This window comes from Variovorax xiamenensis (genome assembly GCF_050916385.1).
GTDB lineage: Bacteria > Pseudomonadota > Gammaproteobacteria > Burkholderiales > Burkholderiaceae_C > Variovorax.
Genome location: NZ_CP139038.1, coordinates 3,086,617 through 3,111,246, shown reverse-complemented (window position 1 = coordinate 3,111,246; position 24,630 = coordinate 3,086,617). Strand labels below are relative to the sequence as shown.

Sequence of the window (24,630 nt, the reverse complement as noted above, 5' to 3'; positions counted from 1 at the left end):
TTGCTATTCATTTAATAGCTTATTGCTCTTGTCAGGCAGGCGCCAGAGCCACTTTTTCATTAAGAGCGACGCGTCCGGCCTCGATGGTGATACGTCGTTCGCAACGCGCCGCGATGCCACGGTCATGGGTGACGAGCACGAGCGTGGTGCCCAGCTCGCGGTTGAGGTCGAACATGAGCTGCATCACCTGCTCGCCGGTGGCGAAGTCGAGGCTGCCGGTGGGCTCGTCGGCCAGCAGCAGCGCAGGCTGCACGACGAAGGCGCGGGCCAGTGCCACGCGCTGCTGCTCGCCGCCCGAGAGCACCTTCGGGTAATGGCCCAGCCGCTGGCCGAGGCCGACGCGGCCGAGCATCTCGGTGGCGGCCTTGCGCGCGTCCTTGCGGTTGGCCAGCTCCAGCGGGAGCATCACGTTCTCCAGCGCGCTCAGGTTGCCAAGCAGCTGGAAGCTCTGGAACACGAAGCCCACGCGCTGCGCGCGAACGGCGGCGCGCTCGTCCTCGTCGATGGCGAAGATGTCCTGCCCTGCGAGCTTCACCGTGCCGCGCGTGGGCGTATCCAGCCCCGCGATGATCGACAGCAGCGTGCTCTTGCCGGAACCCGAGGCGCCGACGATGGCGGCGGTTTCCCGCGCGCCGAGGGTGAAATCGATGTCCTGCAGAATGTCCAGCGTGCCGGTCGAATCGGTGACGGACTTGAAGACATGCTCGACGGCGACAATGGCATCAGACGGGGGTTGGGACATGGAAAGGCTCTGGTTTTGAATCGACGTGACTTTATCTTGACCACCACCGCGCTCGGCAGCGCGGGGATATCGGCTATGTGGACGACCGCGGCGCAGGCCCAGGCGGCGTCTTCCGCCGCTTCCGGCAAGCCGGTGATCCTGGTGCTCGGCGATTCGCTGAGCGCAGAGTACGGCCTCAAGCGCGGCGAAGGCTGGGTACCCTTGCTCGAGAAAAGGCTTGCGCAGCAGAAGGTCGCGGCCACCGTGATCAACGCCAGCATCAGCGGCGACACCAGCTCCGGCGGACGCGCACGCTTCGCGCCGCTGCTCGCGCAGCACAAGCCCAGCCTGGTGGTGCTCGAACTCGGCGCCAACGATGCGCTGCGCGGGCTGCCCCTGTCGGACACCGAAAGCAACCTGATGCAGATCACCAGGGCCGCCCAGGCCGCGGGCGCGAAGGTGCTGATCGTCGGCATCCAGGTGCCGCCCAACTACGGCGGCGACTACACGAGGCGCTTCGAGGCGGTGTTCTCCAAGGTGGCTAGCGCGACCAAGTCGGCGCTCGTGCCCTTCCTGCTCAAGGGCGTGGCGGACGCGCCCGACGCGCTCTCGCTCTTCCAGGCCGACCGCATCCACCCGACGGCGGCCGCGCAGCCGCAGTTGCTCGACAACGTCTGGGCCGAACTGCGCAAGCTCCTGCCCAAGCAATGAAAAAAGCCGCCGCGGGCACGGGCCCGCGGCGGCTTTCTTGATGGATCGGCGAACCTGAAGCGGATCAGCCGTTCTTGGTGGGCAACTCCGGCACCGTGGGCGGATCGTGTTCGAGCGAGGCCACGTCGGTTTCGGGATCTCCAGGCGCCAACCCGTCGCTGCTTGGATTGAGCTTGCGGTTCGCCTTTTCGCGGAGCTTGTCTTCCCTCTTCTTCTTCTTGGCCAGCTCCTTCTGTCGCTTTTCGTAGCCGTAGTTGGGTGTTGCCACTGCTTCTCCTTGAGCCTGGCAGTCGGGCTGACTGCCGTGGCCTACTGTAAGCGATAAAGGTGCAGTCTCAAGGAGGTACCCCATGACGCGCGCAAGGCGGCAAATGCAGGCGACAGGATGCGATTTCTTACATCCGCGCCAGCGCCTGCTGCAGGTCGGCGCGCAGGTCTTCCACGTCTTCGAGGCCGATGGAAAAACGCACGAGCGTGCCCTTGTAAGGCCAGCGCGCCACGCTGGCGTCGCGCATCAGGCCGATGTCGTAGGGCACCACGAGGCTGATCGGGCCGCCCCATGAATAACCAAGGCGGAACAGCTGCAGGCTGTCGCAGAAGCGGTCTACCTGCTCGGTGCTGTAGCGCTCGTCGAAGACCACCGAGAACAGGCCGGCGGCAAGGTTGGTTTCTCCGCACAGCGCACGCCAGTGGGTGTGGCCCGGCGAATCCTCGAGTGCGGGGTGCAGCACCTGTGCGATTTCCTCGCAGCCGTTGAGCCAGCCGGCCAGCTCGCGCGCGGCGCGGTCGTGCGCCGCATAGCGCAGCGCGATGCTGGGCAGCGAGCGCAGCAGCGTCTCGACGTCGCCCACGCCGATGCCGAAGCCCATGCGCATGTGCGTGAGCTTGAGCGCGCGGTGCAGGCGCTCGTCGCGCGTGGTCACGCTGCCCATGAGCACGTCGCCGCCGCCGCTGGGGTACTTGGTGAGCGCGTGCACCGAGATGTCGACGCCCTGGCCGCTGCCGTTGAAATCGAAGGGAGCGAAGGCCAGGCCCGCGCCCCAGGTATTGTCGAGCGCGGTCATCACGCCGCGCGCACGGCAGACGTTGACCAGCGCGGGCAGATCGGGGAACTCCATGGTCACCGAGCCTGCCGCCTCCACCCACACCAGCCGCGTGCGATCCGACAGCTTGGCCGCGAGGTCGGCCGGGTTCATCGCGTCGTACAGGCGATGGGTGATGCCGAAGTTCGCCAGCTCGCCGGTGGCCAGCGCCTTGTTCGGGCCATAGGCGTTGTCGGGGATCAGCACCTCGTCGCCGGTCTTCAGGAAGGCGAACGAGACCAGCGAGATGGCCGCCAGCCCGCTGGGCACCAGCAGGCATTCGGTGCCGCCTTCCAGCGTGGCCAGGCGCTCCTCCAGCGTGAATGTGGTGGGCGTGCCGTGCAGGCCGTAGGTGTAGCCAGCCTTGGTGCGCCAGTCGCGCGCGCGCATGGCGGCCACGTCGGCGAAGAACACGGTCGACGCCTTGAACACGCCGGGCTGCGGCGCGGCGAAGGTTGCGGGCGGAACGTAGGGATGGTGGATCAGGGTCGTGGAAGGCTTGCTCATGTGCAGATGCTAGTGGATCGAATCCAGGGCCCGCCCCGGGCGGGTTCTTCGAACGACGCGGACATCGCCCTGCGGGCCCGGATTTGCGCATGCTCCGGGCCCTTGCCAGAATCCGGCAACCAACCTGGAACCTGCGAATGATCCTGACAGGCGGCTGCTTCTGCGGCGCATTGAGATTCGAGATCGACGGGCCGATGCGGATGCGCGGGCTCTGCCTTTGCCGGACCTGCCAGAAGGTCTCGGGCGGCGCTGGCAACCTGTTCATCGGCCTGGAGGCGGATGCCTTCCGCTACACCCGCGGCGAGCCGCGCAGGTTCAGCCGTGCGGAAACAGCCGATGCGCCGGAGCGAGAGTTCTGCGCCGAATGCGGCGTGCATGTCGCCTCGCGTTCGCCCAAGGCGCCAGGCGGCCTGATCGTGAAGGTGGGAACGCTGGACGACCCAGCCGTCTTCGAGGGTCCGGACATGGTGTTCTGGGCGCAGGAGAAGCACGGCTTTCATCTCCTGCCCGAGCACGCCGCCATCTTCGAACGGCTACCGGGCCGATAGCGCAGCAGTCGACAACCCGCGGCCCGACCCGGCATGCAGCTGACACGCCTCCCCTCCCCCCGTCTGCGGCCTTTCGTGCGGCTGATGTGGGCTTCCGCGCCTGCGGGCAAGCCCGCCGAACGCCCGGGTGCACGCGAGCATGTGCTGCCGACGGGCGGCATGCACCTCGTGTTCCGGCTCGGCGGGCCTGCGCTGCGCCTTTTCAGGAGCGGAGCCGATGCGGATGGCTTCACCGTCGGCCACGCGATGGTGGGCGGTGCCCGCTCCGTTTTCTTTGTGCGCGACGTGTCGGTCCAGACGCGTTCGGTCGGCGCGATGCTGCTGCCGGGCGCGGCGCAGGCACTGCTCGGAGCCCCCGAGGATGCATTGGCCGAATGCCACACGCCGCTCGACGCGCTCTGGGGGCCGGACGCGGGATTCGCGCTCGAACAGATCCACGGCGCGCACTCGCTCGCGCACCAGTTGGCGATCCTCGAAGCCCTGCTGAGCGCACGCCTGGCCGCCCGCGTCGCGCACGGCCTTCACCCCGCGGTCGCGCAGGCACTGGCGAGCCTGTACAGCGCCGATGACGACGGGCAGGCCATTGCCATCCGCGAACTGGTGAAGCAAAGCGGCTACAGCCACCGCCGCTTCATCGAGCTGTTCCGCGGCATGACCGGCATCGCGCCCAAGCAGTACGCGCGCATGCTGCGTTTCGATCGCGTGCTGGGGCAGTTCGTGATGGATCCGACACGGACCTGGGTCGATCTGGCACTGGAAGCCGGCTACAGCGACCAGGCCCACTTCAACCGAGAGTTCCTCTCGATCGCCGGCATGTCGCCGCAGGCCTACCGGCGCGCGGCACCTGCATCTTCACGGCATGTGGAGGTCTGACCGGGCTGCGCGCCGGCAAGGTCAAATTCGTTCAAGACCCGAAGCGTCGCGAGTTCCAGAATTGCGCCCATCTCAACCTGAAGGGACAACAAGGCCATGGCCATCCACGAACTGTTTCCGTACCTCTGCGTCCACGACGCCAAGGCAGCCATCGAGTTCTATTGCAAGGTCTTCGAGGTGAAGGAGATCTTCCGGCTGACCGAGCCGAGCGGCCGCATCGGCCATGCCGAGCTGGACTTCCACAACGGAGCGATCCTGATGATCTCGGAGGAATTCGCCGAGTTCGGCATCCTCAGCGCGAAGACGCTGGGCAATACCGCCGTCTCGCTTCACCTGCACGTGGACGATGCCGACGCGGTGGTGGCGCGCGCGATCGCTGCAGGCGCCACGCTCGACATGGCACCGCAGGACCAGTTCTATGGGGAACGCTCCGGCGTCTTCCATGACCCCTTCGGCCATCGCTGGAACGTGGGGCACAGCATCGAGAAGCTGACGCCGGAAGAAATGCAGCGGCGCTACACCGCGATGTTCACCGACGCCGCATAGGCCGGCGCCGGCGGGGTCAGGTCAGACCGACCACTTCTCGATCAGCTTCTCGGCGCCGAGCGAGTCGTAGCCCTCGAAGGGCTGGTGAATCCAGGGGTTGGTCGCCAGGTACTCGACCGAATAGTCGGGCGTGAAGGTCGACAGCGCCTTGGTCCAGATCACGGCGCTGCGCAGCTCGGTGATCGGCTTGTAGTTGTTGCGCAGCATGTCCATCACCGCGTGCAGCGTGTGGCCCGAGTCCGCCAGGTCGTCCACCAGCAGCACCTTGCCTGCGATCTCGCCCTTGGGCGTGGTGATGTAGCGGGCGATGTCGAGGTGGCCCTGCACCGTGCCGGCGTCGGCGCGGTACGAGCTGGTCGACATGATCGCCAGCGGCTTGTCGAAGATGCGCGAGAGCACGTCGCCGGGGCGCATGCCGCCGCGCGCCAGGCACAGGATGGTGTCGAACTGCCAGCCCGACTGGTGCACCTTGATCGCGAGCTTCTCGATCAGGTTGTGGTACTCGTCGTAGCTGACGTAGAGATGCTTGCCGTCTTCGGTCAACATGGGGTTTTCTTTTCCTCTCTCTTTGTTCAGTCGGCCAGGTAGGGGTGACGCATCATGATGGTGTGGTCGCGGTCGGGGCTCGTCGACACCATATGGATCGGCACGCCGGTGACCTGCTCGATGCGCTGCAGGTAGAGGCGCGCGTTGATCGGCAGCTTGTCGTACTGGGTGACGCCCACGGTGCTTTCGCTCCAGCCTTCGAGGGTTTCATAGATCGGCGTGCAGCGCTCGATCTCGTCCGCGCCCATGGGCAGGATGTCGGTGGTTTCGCCGTCGAGTTCGTAGCCGGTGCACAGCTCCAGCTTCTCGAGGCCGTCGAGCACGTCGAGCTTGGTGATGCACAGGCCCGACAGGCCGTTGACCTGCGCCGAGCGCTTGAGCAGCGCGGCGTCGAACCAGCCGCAACGGCGGCTGCGGCCGGTGGTCACGCCCTTTTCGGCGCCCACGGTGCTCATGTGGTAGCCGGGGGTGCCGGGAGTGGCCCAGTCGAGTTCGGTGGGGAAGGGTCCGCCGCCGACGCGCGTGCAGTAGGCCTTGGTGATGCCCAGGATGTAGTGCAGCATGCCCGGGCCAACGCCCGAACCCGCGGCGGCGTTGCCGGCCACGCAGTTGCTGGAGGTGACGTACGGATAGGTGCCGTGGTCGACGTCGAGCAGCGTGCCCTGGGCGCCTTCGAACAGCAGGTTGGCGCCGTCGCGGTTGGCGTCGTTCAGCTCGCGCGAGACGTCGGCCATCATGGGCTTGAGCAGCTCGGCGTGCTTCATCGCCTCGTTGAAGACTTCGTCGAAGTCGATGGCCGGCGCGCCCAGCACCTGGGTCAGCACGTGGTTGTGCAGCTCGAGCAGCACGCGCAGCTTGGCGGCGAAACGCTCGGGGTGCTTCAGGTCCTGCACGCGCAGCGCTCGGCGCGCGATCTTGTCTTCGTAGGCCGGGCCGATGCCGCGACCGGTGGTGCCGATCTTCTCGATGCCGCCCTTTTCGCGGTAGGCCTCGCGCGCGATGTCCAGCGCGGCGTGGAACGGCAGGATCAGCGGGCAGGCCTCGCTGATGCGCAGGCGCGAACGCACCTCGACGCCAGCCTTTTCAAGCCCTTCGATTTCCTCGAACAGCTTGGCGGCCGACAGCACCACGCCGTTGCCGATGTAGCACTTGACGCCGGGGCGCATGATGCCGCTCGGGATCAGGTGCAACGCGGTTTTCACACCGTTGATGACCAGCGTGTGGCCCGCGTTGTGGCCGCCCTGGAAGCGGACAACGCCCTGGGCGCTTTCCGTCAGCCAGTCGACCAGCTTGCCTTTGCCCTCGTCGCCCCACTGGGTGCCGACGACGACCACGTTTCTTCCGGTGGTTACGCTCATGCTCGTTCCATTACTTCAAAAAATCAGATCGCTCGGACACTCCACTGGCCGGCCTGCTCTACAAGCTCGCGGTCGCAGTGGAATTCATCGATTTCGCTGCCATGGCCCGGCAGCACGCAGACTACCGTTTCACCGGACTTGCGCAATTGGGCAATGGCCTGACGCAGGCCGGCCGCGTCGCTCCAGGGCGCGCGGATGGCGGCGCGCAGCGGGCGGGCCGGCAGCACGCCGACCAGTTCGCGCACGTCGAGGCTGAAGCCGACGGCCGGACGGTTGCGGCCGAACACGGCGCCCACTTCGTCGTAGCGGCCGCCGCGCACCAGCGAGTCGGCCGCGCCGGGCACGTAGATGCCGAAGCGCATGCCGCTGTAGTAGGCGTAGCCGCGCAGGTCGGCCAGGTCGAAGCTGATCTGGCGGCCGGCCACGCCCTTCAGGCCGGCGGCAAGCTGCTTCAGGTCGGCCAGCGCAGCGCCGACCGCCGGCGTGCCCTTCAGGGCCTTGGCGGCTTCGTCGAGCACCGCCTCGTCGCCGTAGAGCTGGATCAGTGCGCGCAGGCCGTCGCGCGAGGCAGCGGGGAAGTTCTTGGTGAGCGATTCGAGCTCGCTCGCGTCCTTGGCGGCCAGCGCGGCGTGCACCTGGGCCAGGGTGGCGCCATCGACCGGCACGCCGGCGAACAGGGCGCGCACGATGCGGGCATCGGCCAGGTCGACGATCACGCCCTCGCGCAGGCCGGCGGCATCGAGGCAGTCGAGCGCCAGCAGGAGGGTTTCGGTGTCGGCCTCGAGGCCGGCATGGCCGTAGATCTCGGCGCCGAACTGCAGGGGCTCGCGGGTCGCATGCGGGCGGTCGGGCCGGGTGTGGAGCACCGGGCCGCAGTAGCACAGGCGGGCCACGCCGTCGCGGTTCAGCAGGTGGGCATCGATGCGCGCCACCTGGGGGGTGGTGTCGGCACGAAGGCCCATGCTGCGGCCGGAAAGCTGGTCGACGAGCTTGAAAGTCTGGAGGTCGAGCGCCTCGCCGGTGCCGGAGAGCAGCGACTCGAGATGCTCGAGCAGCGGCGGCATCACCAGCTCGTAGCCGTAGCCACGGGCGGTATCGAGCAGCTGACGTCGAAGTTCTTCGATGTGGCGCGCCTCGGAGGGCAGCACATCGGCAATGTGATCCGGGAGGACCCAGGCGGACATGGGGATCGGGGGCGTGGTTAAAACGGGATTCTACCGGCTGCGGACGCCGGGTCCCGCGCTGGCGTCAATTGACGGGCCGGCCTAGCCCAGGATCCAGAGCAGAACCAGGCCCAGCAGGATGCTACAAAGCCCGAAGAAACGGAGCTGGCCGTCGCGCAGCTGCATCAGCTGCCCGAAGCCGCGCCGCCACCCTCCCGGTGATACGAAAGGCAGGATGCCTTCGATCACCAGGACGAGCGCGAGCGCGCTCCAGAAAGTGTCGGCGCTCACGGCTCCTGAAGACGGCTGCAGCCGAAAGCAATCAACGGCGAGGTGCGTTGGTGGTCGAGCCCGAGCCGTGCATGGCACGGAAGAAGTCCGACGACGGATCGAGCACCATCACGTCGCTCTTCTTGTTGAAGCTCTGCTTGTAGGCCTCGAGGCTGCGGTAGAACTGCGCGAACTGCGGGTCGCGGCCGAAGGCTTCGCTGTAGGCGGAGGCAGCCTGGGCATCGCCCTCGCCCTTGATCTTCTGGGCGTCGCGGTAGGCATTCGCCACGATCACTTCGCGCTGGCGGTCGGCGTCGGCGCGGATCTTTTCACCCTCGGCCGTACCGGTGGAACGCAGCTCGTTGGCCACGCGCTTGCGCTCGGCTTCCATGCGGCGGTAGACCGATTCGGTGATGGCTTCCACGTAGTCGACACGGGTGATGCGCACGTCCACCACGTCCACGCCCCAGGGCTTGGCGCCCTTGACCACCGACAGCACCTCGCGCTGCACGTCGGCCATCAGGGCCTCGCGGCGCACCGAGATCAGGTCGCGCACCGTGCGCTTGTTGATGTTTTCCTGGAACGCGTTGCGGACCACGCGGTTGAGCTGCATGGCACCGGCGTTCTCGTCGAGGCCGACGTTGCGGATGTAGGCCTGCGGGTCGCTGATGCGCCAGCGCACGTACCAGTCGATCACCACGCGCTGCTTCTCGGCGGTGAGCATCGGCTCGGTGTCCACGCTGGAGAGCGTCAGGAGGCGCTTGTCGATGTACGACACGTTCTGGAACGGCGGCGGCAGCTTGAAGTTGAGGCCGGGCTCGGTGATGACCTGCTTGATCTGGCCGAGTGCGTAGACCACGCCGAACTGCCGCTGGTCGACCACGAAGAGGGTCGAGCTTGCCAGCACGAGCAGCACGAGGATCGAGGTAGCGATGAATCCGATTCTGTTCATGTTCTTCCGGGCCTTTCTCAACGCACGTCGCGGTCACGCGAGCGGCCATCGCGGCCGCGCACGTCGGTCGTGGCAGGGGCCACCGGGATCACCGAGGATTGCGCTGGCGCGGTGCCGGCGACGCTGGGGCTGGCGGCATCGACCGGCATGGCCGCGTTGCCGCTTCCGCTGAGCTGCATGAGCTTGTCGAGCGGCAGGTACAGCAGGTTCGAGCCCTGCTTGCTGTCGACCAGCACCTTGGTCGTGCTGGCGTAGATCTGCTGCATGGCGTCGGTGTACATGCGGTCGCGCGTCACCTGCGGGGCCTTCTGGTACTCCGAAAGCACCGCGGTGAAGCGGCCTGCATCACCCTGGGCCTGCGCCACGATCCGTGCCTTGTAGGCCTCGGACTCTTCCTTCAGGCGCGAGGCCGTACCGGTGGCGAGAGGCACCACGTTGTTGGCGTAGGCCTGCGCATCGTTCTTGGTGCGCTCGCGTTCCTGGCCGGCCTTGAGCACGTCGTCGAATGCGGCCTGCACCTGCTCGGGCGGACGCACGCCACCCTGCTGCAGGTTGATGCCGACGACTTCGACGCCGATCTTGTAGCGGTCGAGAATGGTCTGCATCAGCGCGCGCACGCGCGGCGCGATCTGGTCGCGCTCCTCGGCGAGCGCGGCGTCCATCTTCATCTTGCCGACCACCTCGCGCACGGAGGTCTCTGCCACCTGCACGACGGTGTCGGCGGGCGACTTGCTCTCGTAGAGCCACGCGCGCGGATCGCTCAGGCGGTACTGCACCGCGAACTTGATCTCGACGATGTTCTCGTCTTCCGTCAGCATGGCCGATTCGCGCAGGCCGGTGGAGCGCACGATGGCGTCGCGGCCCACGTCGGCCGAGCGGATCTGCGTGGTCACCACGACTTCGTGGCGCTGGATGGGGTACGGCAGGCGCCAGTTGAAGCCTGCGCCGACGGTGCTCTTGTACTTGCCGAACTGCGTGATGACGGCCTGTTGGCCTTCGTTCACGATGAAGAAGCCGGTGCCGAGCCAGATCAGGACGGCCACCGCGGCCACGAGGCCGATGCCGAAGCCCGCGTTCTTCATGTCGGGCTTGTAGCCGTTGCCACCCCCGCCGCCGCCGCCGTTGGGACGGTTGCCGCCGCCCTTGCCGCCGAAGAAGCCGCCGAGCTTGCGGTTGAGGTCGCGCCAGAGTTCGTCGAGGTCGGGCGGACCCTGGTTGGGGCCTTGCCCGCGGGGACGGTTGTCATTGCTGTTGTTGCCTTGGGGCGGGGGTGTGGGACCGCCGGGGGGATTGGCATCGGGGGGACGGTTGCCGGCCGGGCGGTCGCCGTTGGAGGACGACGGCTCGTCGCCGCGACCCCATCGGCCGTCGTTCAGGTTGAACATGCCCAGAAACCCTCTCCGCGCTGGCTTTGAATTCATTCGCTTCGTTCTCTTGTCAGTGGCGGGATTGTGCCCAATCCATCGGTGGCATCGTGCAATTCAGCGTCTGCCGCAGGGGTCATCGTATCGGCTGCGGAGCCCGACTGCCGGGCGAGCTCGGCACGCAGCAGCGGCACGCCCTCGCCCGTCCTGGCGCTGAGGAAGATACGGGGGACCTGCACGCCGTCGATTTCCATCTCGTCCTGCAGATGCAGCGGATGCTGCGTGCTTTCAAGAGCATCGAGCTTGTTGAAGACCAAGAGCTGCGGCACGGTGTCCGCGCCGATCTCGTGCAATACCGACTGCACCTCGGTCATCTGCTCGGGATAGTGCGGGTTGGAGGCATCGATCACGTGCAGCAGCAGGTCGGCATCGACCGCCTCCTGCAGCGTGGCCTTGAAGGCATCGACCAGTCCGTGCGGCAGGTCGCGGATGAAACCCACGGTGTCGGAGATCGACACCTGCCGCCGCGCGTCGCCCAGGTAGAGGTGGCGCGTGGTGGTGTCGAGGGTGGCGAACAGCTGGTCGGCCGCATAGGCACGCGCCTTGACCAGCGAATTGAAAAGCGACGACTTGCCCGCGTTGGTATAGCCCACGAGCGAGATGTTGAAGGTGTCGCGGCGTTCGCGCTGCCGGCGCTGCGTGCCGCGCTGCTTCTGCACCTTGGCGAGGCGCTCGCGCGTGCGCTTGATCGACTCGCTGATCATCCGGCGGTCGAGCTCGATCTGCTTTTCGCCCGGGCCGCCGCGCACGCCCGCACCGCCGGTCTGGCGCTCCAGGTGAGACCAGCGGCGCACCAGGCGCGTGCTGAGGTACTGCAGGCGAGCGAGCTCGACCTGCAGCTTGCCTTCGTGCGAACGCGCGCGCTGGGCGAAGATCTCGAGAATGAGGAAAGTCCGGTCGTAGACCGCGACATCGAGCTGGCGCTCGAGGTTGCGCTGCTGCGCGGGGCTCAGCGCCTGGTCGAAGATGACCTCGCTCGCCCTGTGCAGGGCAGCCAGCTCCTTGATTTCTTCGGCCTTGCCGCTGCCAACGAACAATGCCGCATCGGGCGCCTTGCGTTTGCACGCGAGGCGGGCGACGGGTGTGAGGCCCGCGGTCTGCGCGAGCAGGCCGAGTTCCTCGAGTTCGCTGTCGAAATGGGGCAGCCCGAAATCGACGCCGACGAGAACGGCGGCGCCTTCCTGGCGGGGAATCAGTTCAGACAAGCGGGATCAGAAATTGGGAAAAAGCGCGGCAGCGGAGGCTGCCGCGCTCCGCGCGATCAGGCTGCGGCGTCGTCGTTCTCGGTAGCCGAGAAGTTGACGGCACGGCCTGGCACGATGGTGGAAATGGCGTGCTTGTAGACCATTTGCGTAACCGTGTTGCGAAGCAGCACGACGTACTGGTCGAAAGACTCGATCTGTCCTTGCAGCTTGATGCCGTTCACCAGATAAATGGAGACCGGCACATGCTCGCGACGCAAGGTGTTCAGAAACGGGTCTTGTAGAAGTTGCCCTTTATTGCTCACGATATTCTCCGTGTTCAAGAGTAGTTGTTGGAGGAGATGACCTTAACACAGGGTTTCCGCGCCGCAGCAATCGTGCCTAAAAGCCTTTGAAAAATAACGTCTCTCAAAAGCCGGAACTTCAACCCCAGTCGGGACTCAACGGCGGCCATCCGCCGCCAAACATGGTTCAGTCGTCCTTGTCGACGAAGGGATTGTGGGAGCTCTTGAACTCGATGCGCAAGGGGGTACCCACAAGATCGAACTCCTTGCGGAAGCGCCCCTCGAGAAAGCGCTTGTAAGCATCGGTCACATGTTCGAGCGAATTCCCGTGGATCACGATCACGGGCGGATTCATGCCTCCCTGGTGCGCATAACGCAGCTTGGGACGGAACATGCCACCGCGCTTGGGCGCCTGGAACTGCACCGCCTCCAGCAGCAGCCGGGTCAGCACCGGCGTCGACATCTTGCGCGTGGCCGACTTGTGGGCCTGCGCGATTGCCTGCCACACCGGGCCCAGGCCCTGGCGCTTGATGGCCGAAATGAAATGCAGCGCCGCGAACTTCAGGAACGGCAGCCGGGTCTCGATCTGCCGCTGGATCTGCTCTCGCTGGTAGCTGTCGACCGCATCCCATTTGTTGATGGCGATAACCACCGCGCGGCCGCTTTCGAGGATGTAGCCGGCGATGTGCGCGTCCTGGTCGGTCACGCCCTGCGTCGCGTCGAGCAGCAGCAGCACGACATTGGCCGATTCGATGGCCTGCAGCGTCTTGACCACCGAGAACTTCTCGATCGCCTCGAACACCCTGCCCTTGCGGCGCAGGCCGGCCGTGTCGATCAGCTCGAAGCGCTGGCCGTTCCGCTCGAAGGGCACCGAGATGGCATCGCGCGTGGTGCCCGGCATGTCGAAGGCCACCAGGCGCTCTTCGCCCAGCCAGGTGTTGATCAGCGTCGACTTGCCCACGTTGGGGCGCCCCGCCACAGCCAGCTTGATCGGCTTGTTGACGTCGTCCTCTTCCTCCTCGTCGTCGGGATCGGGAAGATTCAGCGGCGCAAGCGCCAGTTCGACGAGGCCGCGCATGCCTTGCCCGTGCGCCGCGGACACACCGTGCACCTCGCCCAGGCCGAGCTCGTAGAAGTCGACCAGCTTGGTGCCGTCGTGCATGCCTTCGGCCTTGTTGGCCACCAGCAGGCAGGGCTTGCCGATGCGGCGCAGCTCGTTGGCGATGTCGTGGTCCTGCGCGGAAAGCCCTTCGCGCGCATCGACCACGAAGATCACGACGTCGGCCTCGGCCACGGCCTGCCGCGTCTGCTTGGCCATCTCCTTGTAGATGCCGCTGCCCGCGTCGGGCTCGAAGCCGCCGGTGTCGATGACGATGAACTCTCGCTTGCCCAGGCGGCCGTTGCCGTAATGGCGGTCGCGCGTAAGGCCCGCGAAGTCGGCGACGATGGCGTCGCGCGTCTGCGTCAGCCGGTTGAAGAGGGTCGACTTGCCGACATTCGGCCGCCCGACCAGGGCCACGACCGGCTTCATGGCCGGCCTTTCGAGGGCGCGGTTTTCATGATCGGGCCTTGGAAAGAGAGAAGAGAGAAAGAAAAAGGAAGAGCGTTATTCGGGACGATAGCCAAACACGCCGCCCTTGGCCGTCACCACGACCACCGTGTTGCCGGCCAGGACTGGTGCAACGGTGATGGCCGAGCCGTCCGGCGTGATGCGGTTGAGCAGTGCGCCGTCTTCACGCGACACGAAATGCAGCGTGCCGGTGTTCTCGCCAATGATGAGCGAGCGGCCAACGGCCAGCGGCGAGGTCAGCACGCGGTTCTTGAAGCGGGACATCTGCCAGGCGCGCTCGCCATCGGCGCGGCGCCAGGCCACGACGCTGCCGTCGGACTCGGTGCCATAGACGAAGCTCTCGTTGCCGCTGACGCCGTCGGCGCCCGAGGCGGGCTTGCTCCAGACCAGCGAACCGCGAACGGTCTCGACGCAGCCGACGCTGGCGTAGTAGGCACGCGCGCAGATCGTGTCGCCGTAGCGGCTCACGCTGCCGGTCAGGTCGACCAGGCGTTCCACGTCGTTGGTGCCGCGCGGCGCCGCAATGGGCGATTCCCAGCGCGAAGTGCCGTTGGCGGGGTTGATGCCCACCAGCCGGCCGCCGATGCCGGCCACCAGCGTGTCGCCCACGGCGAGGAGCACGCCCGACTTGCGCAGCACGAGGTTCTCGCCCGCGCGCTGCTGGATCCACAGGCGGCGGCCGCTCTGGCCGTCCCATGCGCTGATGCTGCGGTCAGCGGTCTGCACGAACACGCGACGCCCTGCCACCAGCGGCGCGGTGAAGGCCTGGGCCGACAGCTTCTGCTTCCACAGCACCTTGCCGTTCTCGATGGCGACCAGTTCGTTGCCGGTGGTGACGACTGCCGCCACCGAGCCATCGCTGCCGACACCTGCCGCGAGCGGGGCGCCGGCGCTGGCGCGCCAGACTTCACGGCCGGCGCGCGCGTCGATGGCAACCACCGTGCCGTCGCTGCCGGCCACGGTGATCGTGTCGCCGCTGACGTCGGTGGTCAGCGGGAACTGCACTTCGGGAATACGCACGGTCCAGGCCTGGCGCACGCCGACCAGGGCCGGGTTGGCCGGGAGTTCATCCGGCTTCGGCTTGGACGAGCCCGAGCAGGCGGCAAGAAACACTACCAAAACGAGAGCTGATCCCGCACGCAGGGCGGACGATTCAGGCATGAGGCGCTTGAAATTCATGATGCGGTCAGGGGGTCTTGGGGGCTGCGGGAGTGACGGTGACTACGGGAGCCAGGCTCTTGGGGTCGACGCCGACCGCATTGAGCTTGATCTCCACCAGGCGGCGGTAGTCGGAGGTGGGGCCGAGGCCGGTCCAGGCCTTGCGGTATTCGGTCTGCGCCTCGGCGCGCTTGCCCTGGGCCAGGTAGATGTCGCCCTTGCGGTCGGCCACCAGCGGCTCGAATTCCTTGGGCACGCTGCCGTCGAGCTGCTTGAGGGCGTCGTCATAGGACTTGCCGTCGAGCAGCTCGCCCGCCAGCCTCAGCCGTGCGACGGCCTTGTAACCGGGGTCGATGGCGTTCTGAGCCACCCATTCGAGCTCGGCGCGCGAACCCGCGGCATTGCCCTTCTCGTACAGCGTCCTGGCGACCAGCAGGCCTGCCTGCTGCGCGTAGGTGGTGCCCGCGAAGCGCTTCTTCATGTCGTCGAGCACGAGCGCGATGCGCGCCGGGTCGCCCGCCTGCGTCGTCTTCTCGATTTCGTCGTAGAGCGACGAAGCCTGCGCCGCCTTGTTGCGGCCATACCATTGCCAGCCGTTCCAGGCCACGAAGGCGCCGGCAACGAGCAGCACGACCGAGGTGATCAGGGTGCCGTAGGTGTTCCAGAAATGCTTGAGCTGGTCGAGCTGTTCCTGTTCTTCGAGGTCGAGATGGGTTGCCATGCGTGTCAGGTATTGGGAGCCGGCGATTGTAGGGTGGCGGCCAAATCGTTAATCATGTAAGCCGGAACTCGAGACCATTTGCCTCCGAGTTGGCGTAGTGGCTTGATAGTCACTTCACCGCCCCTCAACTCAGCAGAGCCAAAAACGAGGGCATAGGTTGCACCACTCGCCTCAGCCTTTTTCATTTGCGCCTTTTCACTGCTCAGACCTGCAGCCGTATTTGCATGCATCTGCACGCTGATACCCAGCTCGCGTAACTCCTGCAAAGTACGCAAGACCAAGGGCATCGATGCGGCGTCAGGCACTACGGCATATGCATCCAGAGCGGGCAAGGAAACACTTGCCCCCTGCTCTTTCAGGAGATCGAGCACGCGCTCAACCCCCATCGCCCAGCCTACGGCCGGCGCCGGCTTACCGCCAATTTGCGTGATCAGATCGTCGTAACGGCCACCGGCACACACCGTGCCCTGCGAACCAAGCCGGTCGGTCACGAACTCGAAAACCGTCAGGTTGTAGTAGTCGAGCCCACGCACCAATCGAGGATTGATCGTGAATGCAATGTCATTGGCCTTGAGGATGGCTTGCAACCCCTCGAAGTGAGCCAGAGATTCCGCACCAAGGAAATCGATCAGCTTCGGCGCCGACTCGACCACCTCTTTCATCGCCGGATTCTTCGTGTCGAGAATGCGCAGCGGATTGCTGTGCAGGCGACGCTTGCCGTCCTCGTCGAGCTTGTCGGCATGCTGCTCGAAGTGGGCGATGAGCTGGGCGCGGTGCTGCGCACGCTCGGTCGGCTGGCCCAGGCTGTTGAGCTCGAGACGGACATCGGCCAGGCCGATGGCTTTCCACAAGGCATTGGCCAGCAGTATCAACTCGGCGTCCACATCGGGGCCTGCAAAGCCCAGCGCTTCAGCTCCGATCTGGTGAAACTGCCGGAACCGTCCGCGCTGCACATTCTCACGACGGAACATGGGACCGGTGTACCAAAGCCGCTTGGGGCCTTCGTACAGCATGTTGTGCTCGATCACCGCGCGCACCAGCCCCGCGGTGTTTTCGGGGCGCATGGTCAGATGCTCGAACTTGCCGTTCTTGTCCGCACGATCCTCGAAGGAGTACATCTCCTTCTCGACGATGTCGGTCACCTCGCCGATGCCGCGCACAAAGAGCGCCGTGCGCTCGAGGATCGGCGTGCGGACGTTGCGGTACGCATAACGCCCCATCAGGTCGCGCACGGTGGCCTCGAGCCACTCCCAGCGCGCCGATTCGGGCGGCAATATGTCGTTCATGCCTTTGACGGCATTCAGTTTTTCAGCCATGAGTCTGCGGAGATGTCAGGCCGCGACAGCGTGTTCGCCGCCGAAGCGCTTTTCGATGTAGTTTTCGACGAGCTGGTGGAACTCGTTGGCGATATTGTCGCCGCGCAGCGTGAGCGCCTTTTCGCCGTCGATGAAGACGGGCGCCGCGGGCGCCTCGCCGTTGCCGGGCAGGCTGATGCCGATGTCGGCGTGCTTGCTCTCGCCGGGGCCGTTGACGATGCAACCCATGACGGCCACCTTCAGCGTTTCCACGCCCGGGTACTTCTTGCGCCAGACCGGCATCTGCATGCGCAGGTAGTCGTCGATCTGCTTGGCCAGCTCCTGGAAGGTGGTGCTGGTGGTGCGGCCGCAACCCGGGCAGGCGGTGACGCTCGGCACGAACACGCGCAGGCCCAGCGCCTGCAGGATCTCGGAGGCGATCACCACTTCCTGCGTGCGCGACTCGCCCGGCTGCGGTGTGAGCGACACGCGAATCGTGTCGCCGATGCCTTCCTGCAGCAGGATCGACAGCGCTGCGGCCGATGCCACGGTGCCCTTGGTGCCCATGCCGGCTTCGGTAAGGCCCAGGTGCAACGGATAGTCGCAGCGGCGGGCCAGTTCGCGGTAGACCGAGATCAGGTCCTGCACGCCGCTCACCTTGCACGACAGGATGATCTGGTTGCCGTTCATGCCCATCGACTCGGCCAGCTTCGCGGACTCGATGGCCGAGGTGATCAGCGCCTCGTACATCACCTGCTTGGCGTCCCAGGGCTCGGCACGCTGGCTGTTGGTGTCCATCAGGCTGGCGAGCAGTTCCTGGTCGAGGCTGCCCCAATTGACCCCGATGCGCACGGGCTTGTTCCAGCGCATGGCCGCGTCGATCATCTGGCCGAACTGCTTGTCCTTCTTGTCGCCCTTGCCCACGTTGCCGGGGTTGATGCGGTACTTGCTCAGCGCCTCGGCGCAGGCCGGATAGTCGGTCAGCAGGCGGTGGCCGTTGTAGTGGAAGTCGCCGACCAGCGGCACGTCGATGCCCATGCGGTCGAGCTGCTCGCGGATGTAGGGCACCTGCGCGGCAGCCTCGGGCGTGTTGACCGTGATGCGGACCATCTCGGAACCGGCCAGGGCCAGCTCCTTCACCTGGATCGCCGTGCCGATGGCATCGACGGTGTCGGTGTTGGTCATGGATTGCACGCGCACCGGGGCGTCCCCCCCCACCGTGACCACGCGCGGGCCCCAGACCACGCTGGCCTGGCGCGAACGGCGCGGCTTGGGAGCAGCGGCCTCGATGGGAACGGGAGTGCAGTTGCCGGAGGTCATGACTTCACCTCGAAACGCGCCACGCCACCGCCCTTGGTGAAGGGCTTCAGATCGAAGGGCTGGCCACGCACCTGCACGTCGACGCTCGTAGCACGGCCGACGACGACGGACAGCGGCAGCGTGCCCGAGAGCCCCACCGTTTCGCCGGCCTGCAGGCTGCGGCGCAGCAGTTGCTTGCCGCCGGCTTCGGTCACGGTGATCCAGCATTCCTCGCGAGCCACGAAGACGAGCTGCTGGCTGCTCGATGCAGCAGCCACGGGCGTGGCGGCGGGCGCGGCAGCGGGAGTTGTTGCGCCAACCGGTGCGGCGGCGGTGGTGGCGAGCGTGCCGGGAGCAGGAGTTGCCGCCGGGGTCTCGCCGGCAGCCGGGCCGGTCGGCGCCACGGCTTGCGTAGGCACCGTCTCGGCCACGGAACCACCCGCCGAGGCCGATCCGTTTGCGGACGCGGAATCCGTGCCGGCATCGCCACGCGCCGTCAGGCGCGACACGGAAGCACTGAGCTGGTCGAACACCGACTGAGGCAGCCAGAACAGCGCACCGGCGCCGATCAGCAGCAGCAGCACGACGATCAGCAGCGGCCGCGAAGGCAGCCCGCTGGAGCGACCGTTGCCGCTCCAGCGCGGCGTGCCAGAGTTGATGTTCGAGCGGAGGGTGCGATCGGTCTCGGCCAGCGACACCTTCTGGGTGCTGGGCAGCTTCGCCAGCACGGGGGCCGGATCGATACGCAGGGCGCGGCAGACGCTGCTCGCCAGTGCGCGGGCAAAGACCGGATCGGGCAGCGAGGCGATGTCGTCCGCTTCGAGCGCCATGAGCTTCTGCGGCGGCACCTTCAGCGCGGCCGCCACCATCTCGATGTGCAGGCCGTGGGCCTCGCGCGCCTCGCGCAGCAGGTCACCGGCCGTCTTGTTCGCGATATCGCCAGCTTCCAGTGGCAACGCTGCGGAAGTGCCGAACTCCGAAACCCGATCAGTCATTGAAATTCCCGCGCTCGTACGCTGTTGCCTCCCGCGACTGGGGGAAGCGTCGTTGCAGTTGGCCTCCCAACTGCGCGACTGCCTCGCGGTTGTTCAGCTTACGTTCGATCTTGATGCCGAGCCACAGCGTCTCGGCGCTGGCTGCGGCGCTGTTGTTGACGCGGCGGATGTAGAACTGCGCGCGCGACCACTCCTCGCGCTGAGCCAGCACCGAAGCCAGGTTGAAGCCGACCACCGGGTTGCTGGCGTCGATCTCGTAGGCCTGCATCAGGCTGCGCTCGGCCTTGTCGCGCTGGCCCGCCTTGAGCTCGCAGACGCCCTGCGTCATGAGTGTCTTGGCGCGGTCGGTGTAGGTCGGCACGGCCAGGGCTTCGTTGAATTGCGCGGCCGCGTCGCCGTAGCGGTTCTGCTGGCACAGCAGCCAGCCGTAGTTGTGGCGTGTGTTGGGGTCGCGCGGATTGATCGCGATGGCGCGGCGGAAGCTGTCCTCGGCCAGGCCGGCATCGTCGAGCCGCATGTAGACCAGGCCGCGCAGGTTGTAGGCGTCGGCATTGTTGGGGTCGGCGGCCAGCGCCTGCTTGATTTCGTCGAGCGCTACGGTGGTCTGGCCGTGCTCGAAGTAGCCGGCGGCCAGCTCCATGCGCAGGCGCGCGCGGCGCTGGCGGCTGGACTCGTCGGACTCGGTGACGATTTCGGTGCCCTTGGACGAGTTGCTGTTGTCGGCCAGGCTGGTGGTGGTGGTGCGCGTGTTCACGCAGCCTCCAAGCAGCAACGACACGGCGACGCCCGCGAAACCCACAGTCAGCATGCGCTGCACTTTCGCGGTCGTCATCGAAATGGCCATGCTCATCGGTTCAATGCTCCTGGGGGACGGTCTTTCGGACCGGATGCAAAACAATGGGGCGCTGCTCCGCCGCGCGGCGCTGAGCCATGCGCTCGGCCGCGCGGGTGCGGTCCTTGACATCGCCGGCGAGTTGGCCGCAGGCGGCATCGATGTCGTCGCCGCGCGTCTTGCGCACGGTCGTAACGAGCCCTGCCTCGCTCAGCGCCCTTGCAAACGCCAGCACGCGCGGCTGCGGTGAGCGCAGCAGGCCCGAAGCCGGAAACGGGTTGAACGGAATCAGGTTGAACTTGCACGAGATGCCGTGCTTGCGGACCAGCTCGACGAGCTGCCGCGCATGCTCGGGCTGGTCGTTCACGCCATCGAGCATGCAGTATTCGAAGGTGATGAAGTCGCGCGGCGCATGCGCCAGATAGCGCTTGCAGGCCTCGATGAGTTCGTCGATCGGGTACTTGCGATTGAGCGGCACGAGGTCGTCGCGCAACGGGTCGTTGGGCGCGTGCAGCGAAACCGCCAGGGCCACGGCGCAATCGGCGCCGAGGCGGTCGATCATCGGCACCACGCCGGAGGTCGACACCGTCACGCGGCGGCGCGACAGGCCGTAGGCGTTGTCGTCGAGCATGGTGCGCAGCGCGGGCACGAGCGCAGAGTAGTTCTGCAGAGGCTCGCCCATGCCCATCATCACCACGTTGGAGATGACGCGTTCGTCGCGCTTGAGGTGCTTGCGCAGGAAATGTTCGGCAAACCAGAGCTGGGCGACGATTTCGCCCGTGCTCAGGTTGCGGCTGAAGCCCTGATGCCCCGTCGAGCAAAAGCGGCAGCCGACCGCACAGCCGGCCTGGGACGACACGCAAAGAGTGCCGCGGTCGTCCTCGGGAATGAATACGGCTTCGACGGCATTGCCGTCACCGACGTCGAACAGCCACTTGATCGTGCCGTCCCTGGATTCGTGCTGCGTGATGACCGGCAGGGCCTCCACGCGAGCGGTGGTCGCGAGCTTCTCGCGCAGCGACTTCGCCAGATCGGTCATCTGGGTGAAGTCGCTGGCGCCACGCTGGTGGATCCAGCGGAATAGCTGCGTGGCGCGGAATTTCTTCTCGCCGAGTTTTTCGCAGAACGCAGCCAACCCCTCGAGATCGAAATCGAGCAGATTGGCCGTGGTCATGGAATCGGGCGAGATCCGGTTTCAGCGTGCGTAGACGTTGAGGCCGGCGAAGAAGAAAGCGACTTCGTTCGCGGCGGTCTCGGGAGCGTCCGAACCGTGAACGGCGTTGGCGTCGATGCTGTCGGCGAAGTCGGCGCGGATGGTACCGGCGGCTGCCTTCTTGGGGTCCGTGGCGCCCATCAGGTCACGGTTCTTGGCGATGGCGTTTTCGCCTTCGAGCACTTGCACGAACACGGGGCCCGAGATCATGAACTCGACGAGGTCCTTGAAGAAGGGACGCTCCTTGTGCACGGCGTAGAACTGCTCGGCTTCGTTGCGCGACAGGTGCACCAGCTTGGCGGCGACGATCTTGAGGCCGGCGGCTTCAAAACGGGAAACGATCTTGCCGATGACGTTCTTGGCAACTGCGTCGGGCTTGATGATGGAAAGGGTACGTTCGATAGCCATTGAAATGCTTCCTGGAGCTTTGATTTTGAAGTGTTTTGTCACAACTGCAACGAATTTGTTTCGTCACGCATCGACAAAGCCTCTGATTTTAACCGGCGCGGCCTTGCGGATTGGTGAAAACCCCGCGAAAGGCCGCGCTGCGACGGCAGACTTTCAGCGCCCGCGGCGACGTCCGCCGCCCTGGTTGCCGAAGCCGCCACCGCCGCCTCCGCCACCACCGCGGCGCTGGCCTCCCCCGCGCTGCTCCTTGCGCTGGCGCGAGAAGCTGTCGGCGCCGATGTAGCCCAGCGAGGTCTTCATCGGATCGGGCTGGTTGCCGCCGCCCTGCTGGCGATCTCCGCCCTGGCGATTGCCGCTGCCGTTGCCGCGACGTCCCTGCCCCTGGGCTTGGCCACCGCCGTTGCTGCCCCCGCGGTTGGCGCGCCCTCCCCGCTCGCCACGAGCCGGACGGCCGTCGCCCAGCGGATTCGGGATCGGAGCCTCGCGCCCGCCGTCGTCGCGTGCATCGCGCATGTCGCGCGGCTGCTGCTGGCCGCCACCGCCGCCATTGCGGTTGCCGCGGCGCTTCTTGTTGCGACCGCCACGACCATTTCCGCCGCCACCTTCCTGCCCCGGGCCGCGCTGCTGCTGGCCCGGCCGGGCAGCCACGCCACCCGAAGCCTGGAACAGCGCACGGATGTCGCGCTCGTCGAGCTCCATCCAGGCACCGCGCTTCAGGCCGCGCGGAAGCACCATGGCGCCATAGCGGATGCGGATCAGCCGGCTGACCGCATGGCCCACCGACTCGAACAGGCGGCGCACCTCGCGGTTGCGGCCTTCGGAAATGGTCACGCGGTACCAGCAGTTGGAGCCTTCGCCGCCGCCGTCCTCGATGGCGCCGAACTGAGCCATGCCGTCGTCAAGGCGCACGCCGTCGAGCAGCTTCTGCTTTTCTTCGCTGGTGAGCGCGCCCAGCACGCGCACGGCGTACTCGCGCTCCAGGCCGAAGCGCGGATGCATGAGCTGATTGGCCAGATCGCCGGAGCTGCTGAACAGCAGCAGCCCCTCGGTGTTCAGGTCGAGGCGACCCACCGACTGCCACTTGCCCTGCTGCAGGCGCGGCAGCTTGCGGAACACGGTCGGCCGGTTCTGCGGGTCGTCGTGCGTGACCACCTCGCCCACCGGCTTGTGATACGCGATCACGCGAGGCGGCGGAGGCGCGATGCGGTAGCGGATCGGCTTGCCGTTGATCTTGACCTGGTCGCCGTACTGGATGCGCTGGCCGATGTGGGCCGGCTCGTTGTTGACGGAAATACGGCCCTGGAGGATCAGCTGCTCCATTTCGAGCCGCGAACCGAGGCCGGCCTGCGCCAGCACCTTGTGCAGCTTGGGCGAATCGGCCTCCGGCAGCAGCACGCGCTTGAGCGGCGGGACTTCGGGGCTTTCCTCGTCGGCATCGAACTGGCCGGAGATGACGTCCGCGAAGCGGATCGGCTCGGGCGGCGGAGCGTTGCGCTGCTCGCGCTCGGCGGCGCGGCGGGCGCGGTCGAGGTCGTCCTCTTCCTCGTCGGGCTCTTCGTCGTCCTCGTCTTCGTCCTGACCTTCATCCTCTTGATCGTCGATGCGTTCGGCCTGTTCCGGCTGGCGCGCCTGGACAGGCTCAGGAGCGCGCGCCACCTCTGCGGCAGCAACGGGAACGTCCTCGGCGACAGGGGAAGCAACAGCTTCCGGCTTGACCACTGCCTCGACCACTGTCTCGGGCACTTGTGCAACAGGCGCGGCCACCGATTCGCCTTCGACAGCGGCAGCCGGCTCGACCACCTTCTTCTTGCGGGGCGCACGCGGCTTCTTCGGCGCCTCGGGCTCCGGCGCCGCTACCGCTTCAGCAGCTTCGGCCGCAGCCTTCTTGGCCGGGGTCGCCCTTTTCTTCTTCTTGACTTCGGGCTCGACCGGCAGCATTGCTGCGTCTTCGGTGTCGGTTGTGCTCATGAGGTTTTTCCGGGAGAGGGAGCGTGAGGGTCGGCCTCGTCCTCAGACGGGGCATCGGGCTCTGACGCGGGTTCTTGTTCTGGCTCGGCAGGGGCGGATTCGGCGCCTGCTTCGTTCTCGGCAAATTGCGCCTGGGCGGCCTCGATCGCTTCGGCTGCTTCGGCCGCGTCAGCGATTTCAGGCGCGATTTCGACGACGGCGGGCTCCTGCGCCGAAGCTTCCTGCTCCTCAGCCGCTTCAGCCTCGGCTTCTTCGCCTTGTTGCACAGCAGCAATCCCGGCGTCCGGCCCCGGTGCGTCGGCCGCGCTGGACAGCGCCAGCTCCGCCGCGCCGGACGCATCAGCATCGCCCTCGACGGGGGCTTCCGCCTCCGGAGCCGCGTCGATCGGCAGCCCCTGCTGCTCGCCCGACGCCTGTTCGAGCGCATCGACCAGGGCCGCCTGCTGGGCAGGCGTCTCGATCAGCGGCAGCTGGTCGAGCGAGGCGAGGCCCAGGTCGTCGAGGAACTGGCGCGTGGTCGCATAGAGCGCCGGACGGCCGACCGTCTCGCGGTGGCCGATGACCTCGACCCAGCCGCGGTCCTCCAGCTGCTTGAGGATCAGCGAGTTGATCGTCACGCCGCGGATGTCTTCCATGTCGCCGCGCGTGGCCGGCTGACGGTAGGCAATGATGGCCAGCGTCTCGAGCGCAGCGCGCGTGTAGCGCGGCGGCTTTTCGGGGTGCAGACGATCGAGGTGGTCGCGCATTTCGGGCCGGCTCTGGAAGCGCCAGCCGCTGCCGACGCTCACCAGCTCCAGGCCACGTTGTGCCCAGTCTTCCTGCAGTTCGAGCAGCAGCGCCTTGATGGTGTCCGCGCCCAGCTCGTCGTCGAACAGCACGCGCATATCGCGCACCGGCAACGGCTGGCTCGAACAGATCAAGGCGGTTTCGAGAATGCGCTTGGCATCCGCCGTATTCATGGTTCGCGTTATCCGGGAAAAGGCG

General features: G+C 66.5%; 26 protein-coding genes. 4 read left to right on the top strand and 22 right to left on the bottom strand.

The window, feature by feature from the left end:
- Positions 1-31: 31 nt before the first annotated feature.
- Entirely contained in the window at positions 32-742 is a 711-nt protein-coding gene (locus SFB74_RS14015) for an ABC transporter ATP-binding protein (protein ID WP_176668919.1), read from the bottom strand.
- 75 nt (positions 743-817) lie between these two features.
- On the opposite strand from SFB74_RS14015, the gene SFB74_RS14010 reads away from it, so the two are divergent.
- On the top strand, positions 818-1,432 hold the full coding sequence (locus tag SFB74_RS14010) for an arylesterase (RefSeq protein WP_432731394.1): 615 nt from the start codon (positions 818-820) through the stop codon (positions 1,430-1,432).
- A gap of 64 nt (positions 1,433-1,496) precedes the next feature.
- Here the strand turns inward: SFB74_RS14010 and SFB74_RS14005 are convergent, their stop codons facing one another.
- Together SFB74_RS14005 and SFB74_RS14000 are read right to left on the bottom strand one after the other, a co-directional pair.
- On the bottom strand, positions 1,497-1,700 hold the full coding sequence (locus SFB74_RS14005) for a hypothetical protein (protein WP_432731393.1): 204 nt from the start codon (positions 1,698-1,700) through the stop codon (positions 1,497-1,499).
- A gap of 127 nt (positions 1,701-1,827) precedes the next feature.
- Positions 1,828-3,021, bottom strand: a complete 1,194-nt coding sequence (locus SFB74_RS14000; RefSeq protein WP_432731392.1) for a PLP-dependent transferase — start codon at positions 3,019-3,021, stop codon at positions 1,828-1,830.
- 89 nt (positions 3,022-3,110) lie between these two features.
- Between SFB74_RS14000 and SFB74_RS13995 the strand changes: the two genes are divergently transcribed.
- From SFB74_RS13995 to SFB74_RS13985, 3 genes are all read left to right on the top strand, one after another.
- On the top strand, positions 3,111-3,569 hold the full coding sequence (locus SFB74_RS13995) for a GFA family protein (protein ID WP_432731391.1): 459 nt from the start codon (positions 3,111-3,113) through the stop codon (positions 3,567-3,569).
- A gap of 33 nt (positions 3,570-3,602) precedes the next feature.
- Complete coding sequence (locus SFB74_RS13990) at positions 3,603-4,442, top strand: helix-turn-helix domain-containing protein (protein ID WP_432731390.1); 840 nt, start codon at positions 3,603-3,605, stop codon at positions 4,440-4,442.
- Positions 4,443-4,538: 96 nt separating this feature from the next.
- Complete coding sequence (locus SFB74_RS13985) at positions 4,539-4,988, top strand: VOC family protein (RefSeq protein WP_432731389.1); 450 nt, start codon at positions 4,539-4,541, stop codon at positions 4,986-4,988.
- A gap of 21 nt (positions 4,989-5,009) precedes the next feature.
- Here SFB74_RS13985 and SFB74_RS13980 read toward each other — a convergent pair whose 3' ends face one another.
- From SFB74_RS13980 to scpB, 19 genes are all read right to left on the bottom strand, one after another.
- A complete protein-coding gene (locus SFB74_RS13980) occupies positions 5,010-5,534 on the bottom strand; it encodes a phosphoribosyltransferase (RefSeq protein WP_126018851.1) in 525 nt (174 codons plus the stop codon).
- A 26-nt stretch (positions 5,535-5,560) separates the two neighbouring features.
- On the bottom strand, positions 5,561-6,892 hold the full coding sequence (locus tag SFB74_RS13975) for an adenylosuccinate synthase (RefSeq protein ID WP_093201541.1): 1,332 nt from the start codon (positions 6,890-6,892) through the stop codon (positions 5,561-5,563).
- Between the two features lie 23 nt (positions 6,893-6,915).
- Positions 6,916-8,076, bottom strand: a complete 1,161-nt coding sequence (locus tag SFB74_RS13970) for an ATP phosphoribosyltransferase regulatory subunit (protein ID WP_432731388.1) — start codon at positions 8,074-8,076, stop codon at positions 6,916-6,918.
- A gap of 81 nt (positions 8,077-8,157) precedes the next feature.
- A complete protein-coding gene (locus SFB74_RS13965; protein WP_214681626.1) occupies positions 8,158-8,346 on the bottom strand; it encodes a DUF2065 domain-containing protein in 189 nt (62 codons plus the stop codon).
- A 31-nt stretch (positions 8,347-8,377) separates the two neighbouring features.
- Positions 8,378-9,277 carry a protease modulator HflC gene (gene hflC / locus SFB74_RS13960; RefSeq protein ID WP_432731387.1) on the bottom strand — a complete coding sequence of 300 codons (900 nt, stop codon included), beginning with the start codon at positions 9,275-9,277 and terminating at the stop codon, positions 8,378-8,380.
- Between the two features lie 17 nt (positions 9,278-9,294).
- Positions 9,295-10,662 carry an FtsH protease activity modulator HflK gene (gene hflK / locus SFB74_RS13955; RefSeq protein ID WP_432731386.1) on the bottom strand — a complete coding sequence of 456 codons (1,368 nt, stop codon included), beginning with the start codon at positions 10,660-10,662 and terminating at the stop codon, positions 9,295-9,297.
- A gap of 32 nt (positions 10,663-10,694) precedes the next feature.
- A complete protein-coding gene (gene hflX / locus SFB74_RS13950) occupies positions 10,695-11,906 on the bottom strand; it encodes a GTPase HflX (protein WP_432731385.1) in 1,212 nt (403 codons plus the stop codon).
- A gap of 56 nt (positions 11,907-11,962) precedes the next feature.
- Positions 11,963-12,208, bottom strand: coding sequence for an RNA chaperone Hfq (gene hfq, locus SFB74_RS13945; RefSeq protein WP_093201554.1), 246 nt, complete (start codon positions 12,206-12,208; stop codon positions 11,963-11,965).
- 166 nt (positions 12,209-12,374) lie between these two features.
- The gene (der, locus tag SFB74_RS13940; protein WP_432731384.1) at positions 12,375-13,718 is read right to left on the bottom strand and encodes a ribosome biogenesis GTPase Der; all 1,344 of its coding nucleotides are present in this window, start codon (positions 13,716-13,718) and stop codon (positions 12,375-12,377) included.
- 75 nt (positions 13,719-13,793) lie between these two features.
- On the bottom strand, positions 13,794-14,936 hold the full coding sequence (gene bamB, locus SFB74_RS13935; protein ID WP_432731383.1) for an outer membrane protein assembly factor BamB: 1,143 nt from the start codon (positions 14,934-14,936) through the stop codon (positions 13,794-13,796).
- A gap of 7 nt (positions 14,937-14,943) precedes the next feature.
- Positions 14,944-15,636 (bottom strand): YfgM family protein, encoded by a 693-nt coding sequence (locus SFB74_RS13930; protein WP_432731382.1) that lies wholly within the window; start codon positions 15,634-15,636, stop codon positions 14,944-14,946.
- Between the two features lie 5 nt (positions 15,637-15,641).
- The gene (gene hisS / locus SFB74_RS13925; protein WP_432731381.1) at positions 15,642-16,952 is read right to left on the bottom strand and encodes a histidine--tRNA ligase; all 1,311 of its coding nucleotides are present in this window, start codon (positions 16,950-16,952) and stop codon (positions 15,642-15,644) included.
- 15 nt (positions 16,953-16,967) lie between these two features.
- Positions 16,968-18,251, bottom strand: coding sequence for a flavodoxin-dependent (E)-4-hydroxy-3-methylbut-2-enyl-diphosphate synthase (ispG, locus tag SFB74_RS13920; protein WP_432731380.1), 1,284 nt, complete (start codon positions 18,249-18,251; stop codon positions 16,968-16,970).
- Positions 18,248-19,225 (bottom strand): helix-turn-helix domain-containing protein, encoded by a 978-nt coding sequence (locus SFB74_RS13915; protein WP_432731379.1) that lies wholly within the window; start codon positions 19,223-19,225, stop codon positions 18,248-18,250. The genes ispG and SFB74_RS13915 overlap by 4 nt, the downstream gene beginning before the upstream one ends.
- Complete coding sequence (gene pilW / locus SFB74_RS13910; RefSeq protein ID WP_432731378.1) at positions 19,218-20,075, bottom strand: type IV pilus biogenesis/stability protein PilW; 858 nt, start codon at positions 20,073-20,075, stop codon at positions 19,218-19,220. Before pilW ends, SFB74_RS13915 begins: the two co-directional genes overlap by 8 nt.
- Before the next feature lie 4 nt (positions 20,076-20,079).
- Complete coding sequence (gene rlmN, locus SFB74_RS13905; RefSeq protein ID WP_432731377.1) at positions 20,080-21,231, bottom strand: 23S rRNA (adenine(2503)-C(2))-methyltransferase RlmN; 1,152 nt, start codon at positions 21,229-21,231, stop codon at positions 20,080-20,082.
- Positions 21,232-21,252: 21 nt separating this feature from the next.
- Positions 21,253-21,678 carry a nucleoside-diphosphate kinase gene (ndk, locus tag SFB74_RS13900; RefSeq protein ID WP_019653122.1) on the bottom strand — a complete coding sequence of 142 codons (426 nt, stop codon included), beginning with the start codon at positions 21,676-21,678 and terminating at the stop codon, positions 21,253-21,255.
- Positions 21,679-21,831: 153 nt separating this feature from the next.
- Positions 21,832-23,646: a pseudouridine synthase gene (locus tag SFB74_RS13895; protein WP_432731376.1), complete on the bottom strand. Its 1,815-nt coding sequence runs from the start codon at positions 23,644-23,646 to the stop codon at positions 21,832-21,834.
- On the bottom strand, positions 23,643-24,605 hold the full coding sequence (scpB, locus tag SFB74_RS13890; RefSeq protein WP_432731375.1) for an SMC-Scp complex subunit ScpB: 963 nt from the start codon (positions 24,603-24,605) through the stop codon (positions 23,643-23,645). The genes SFB74_RS13895 and scpB overlap by 4 nt, the downstream gene beginning before the upstream one ends.
- Between the last annotated feature and the right edge of the window lie 25 nt (positions 24,606-24,630).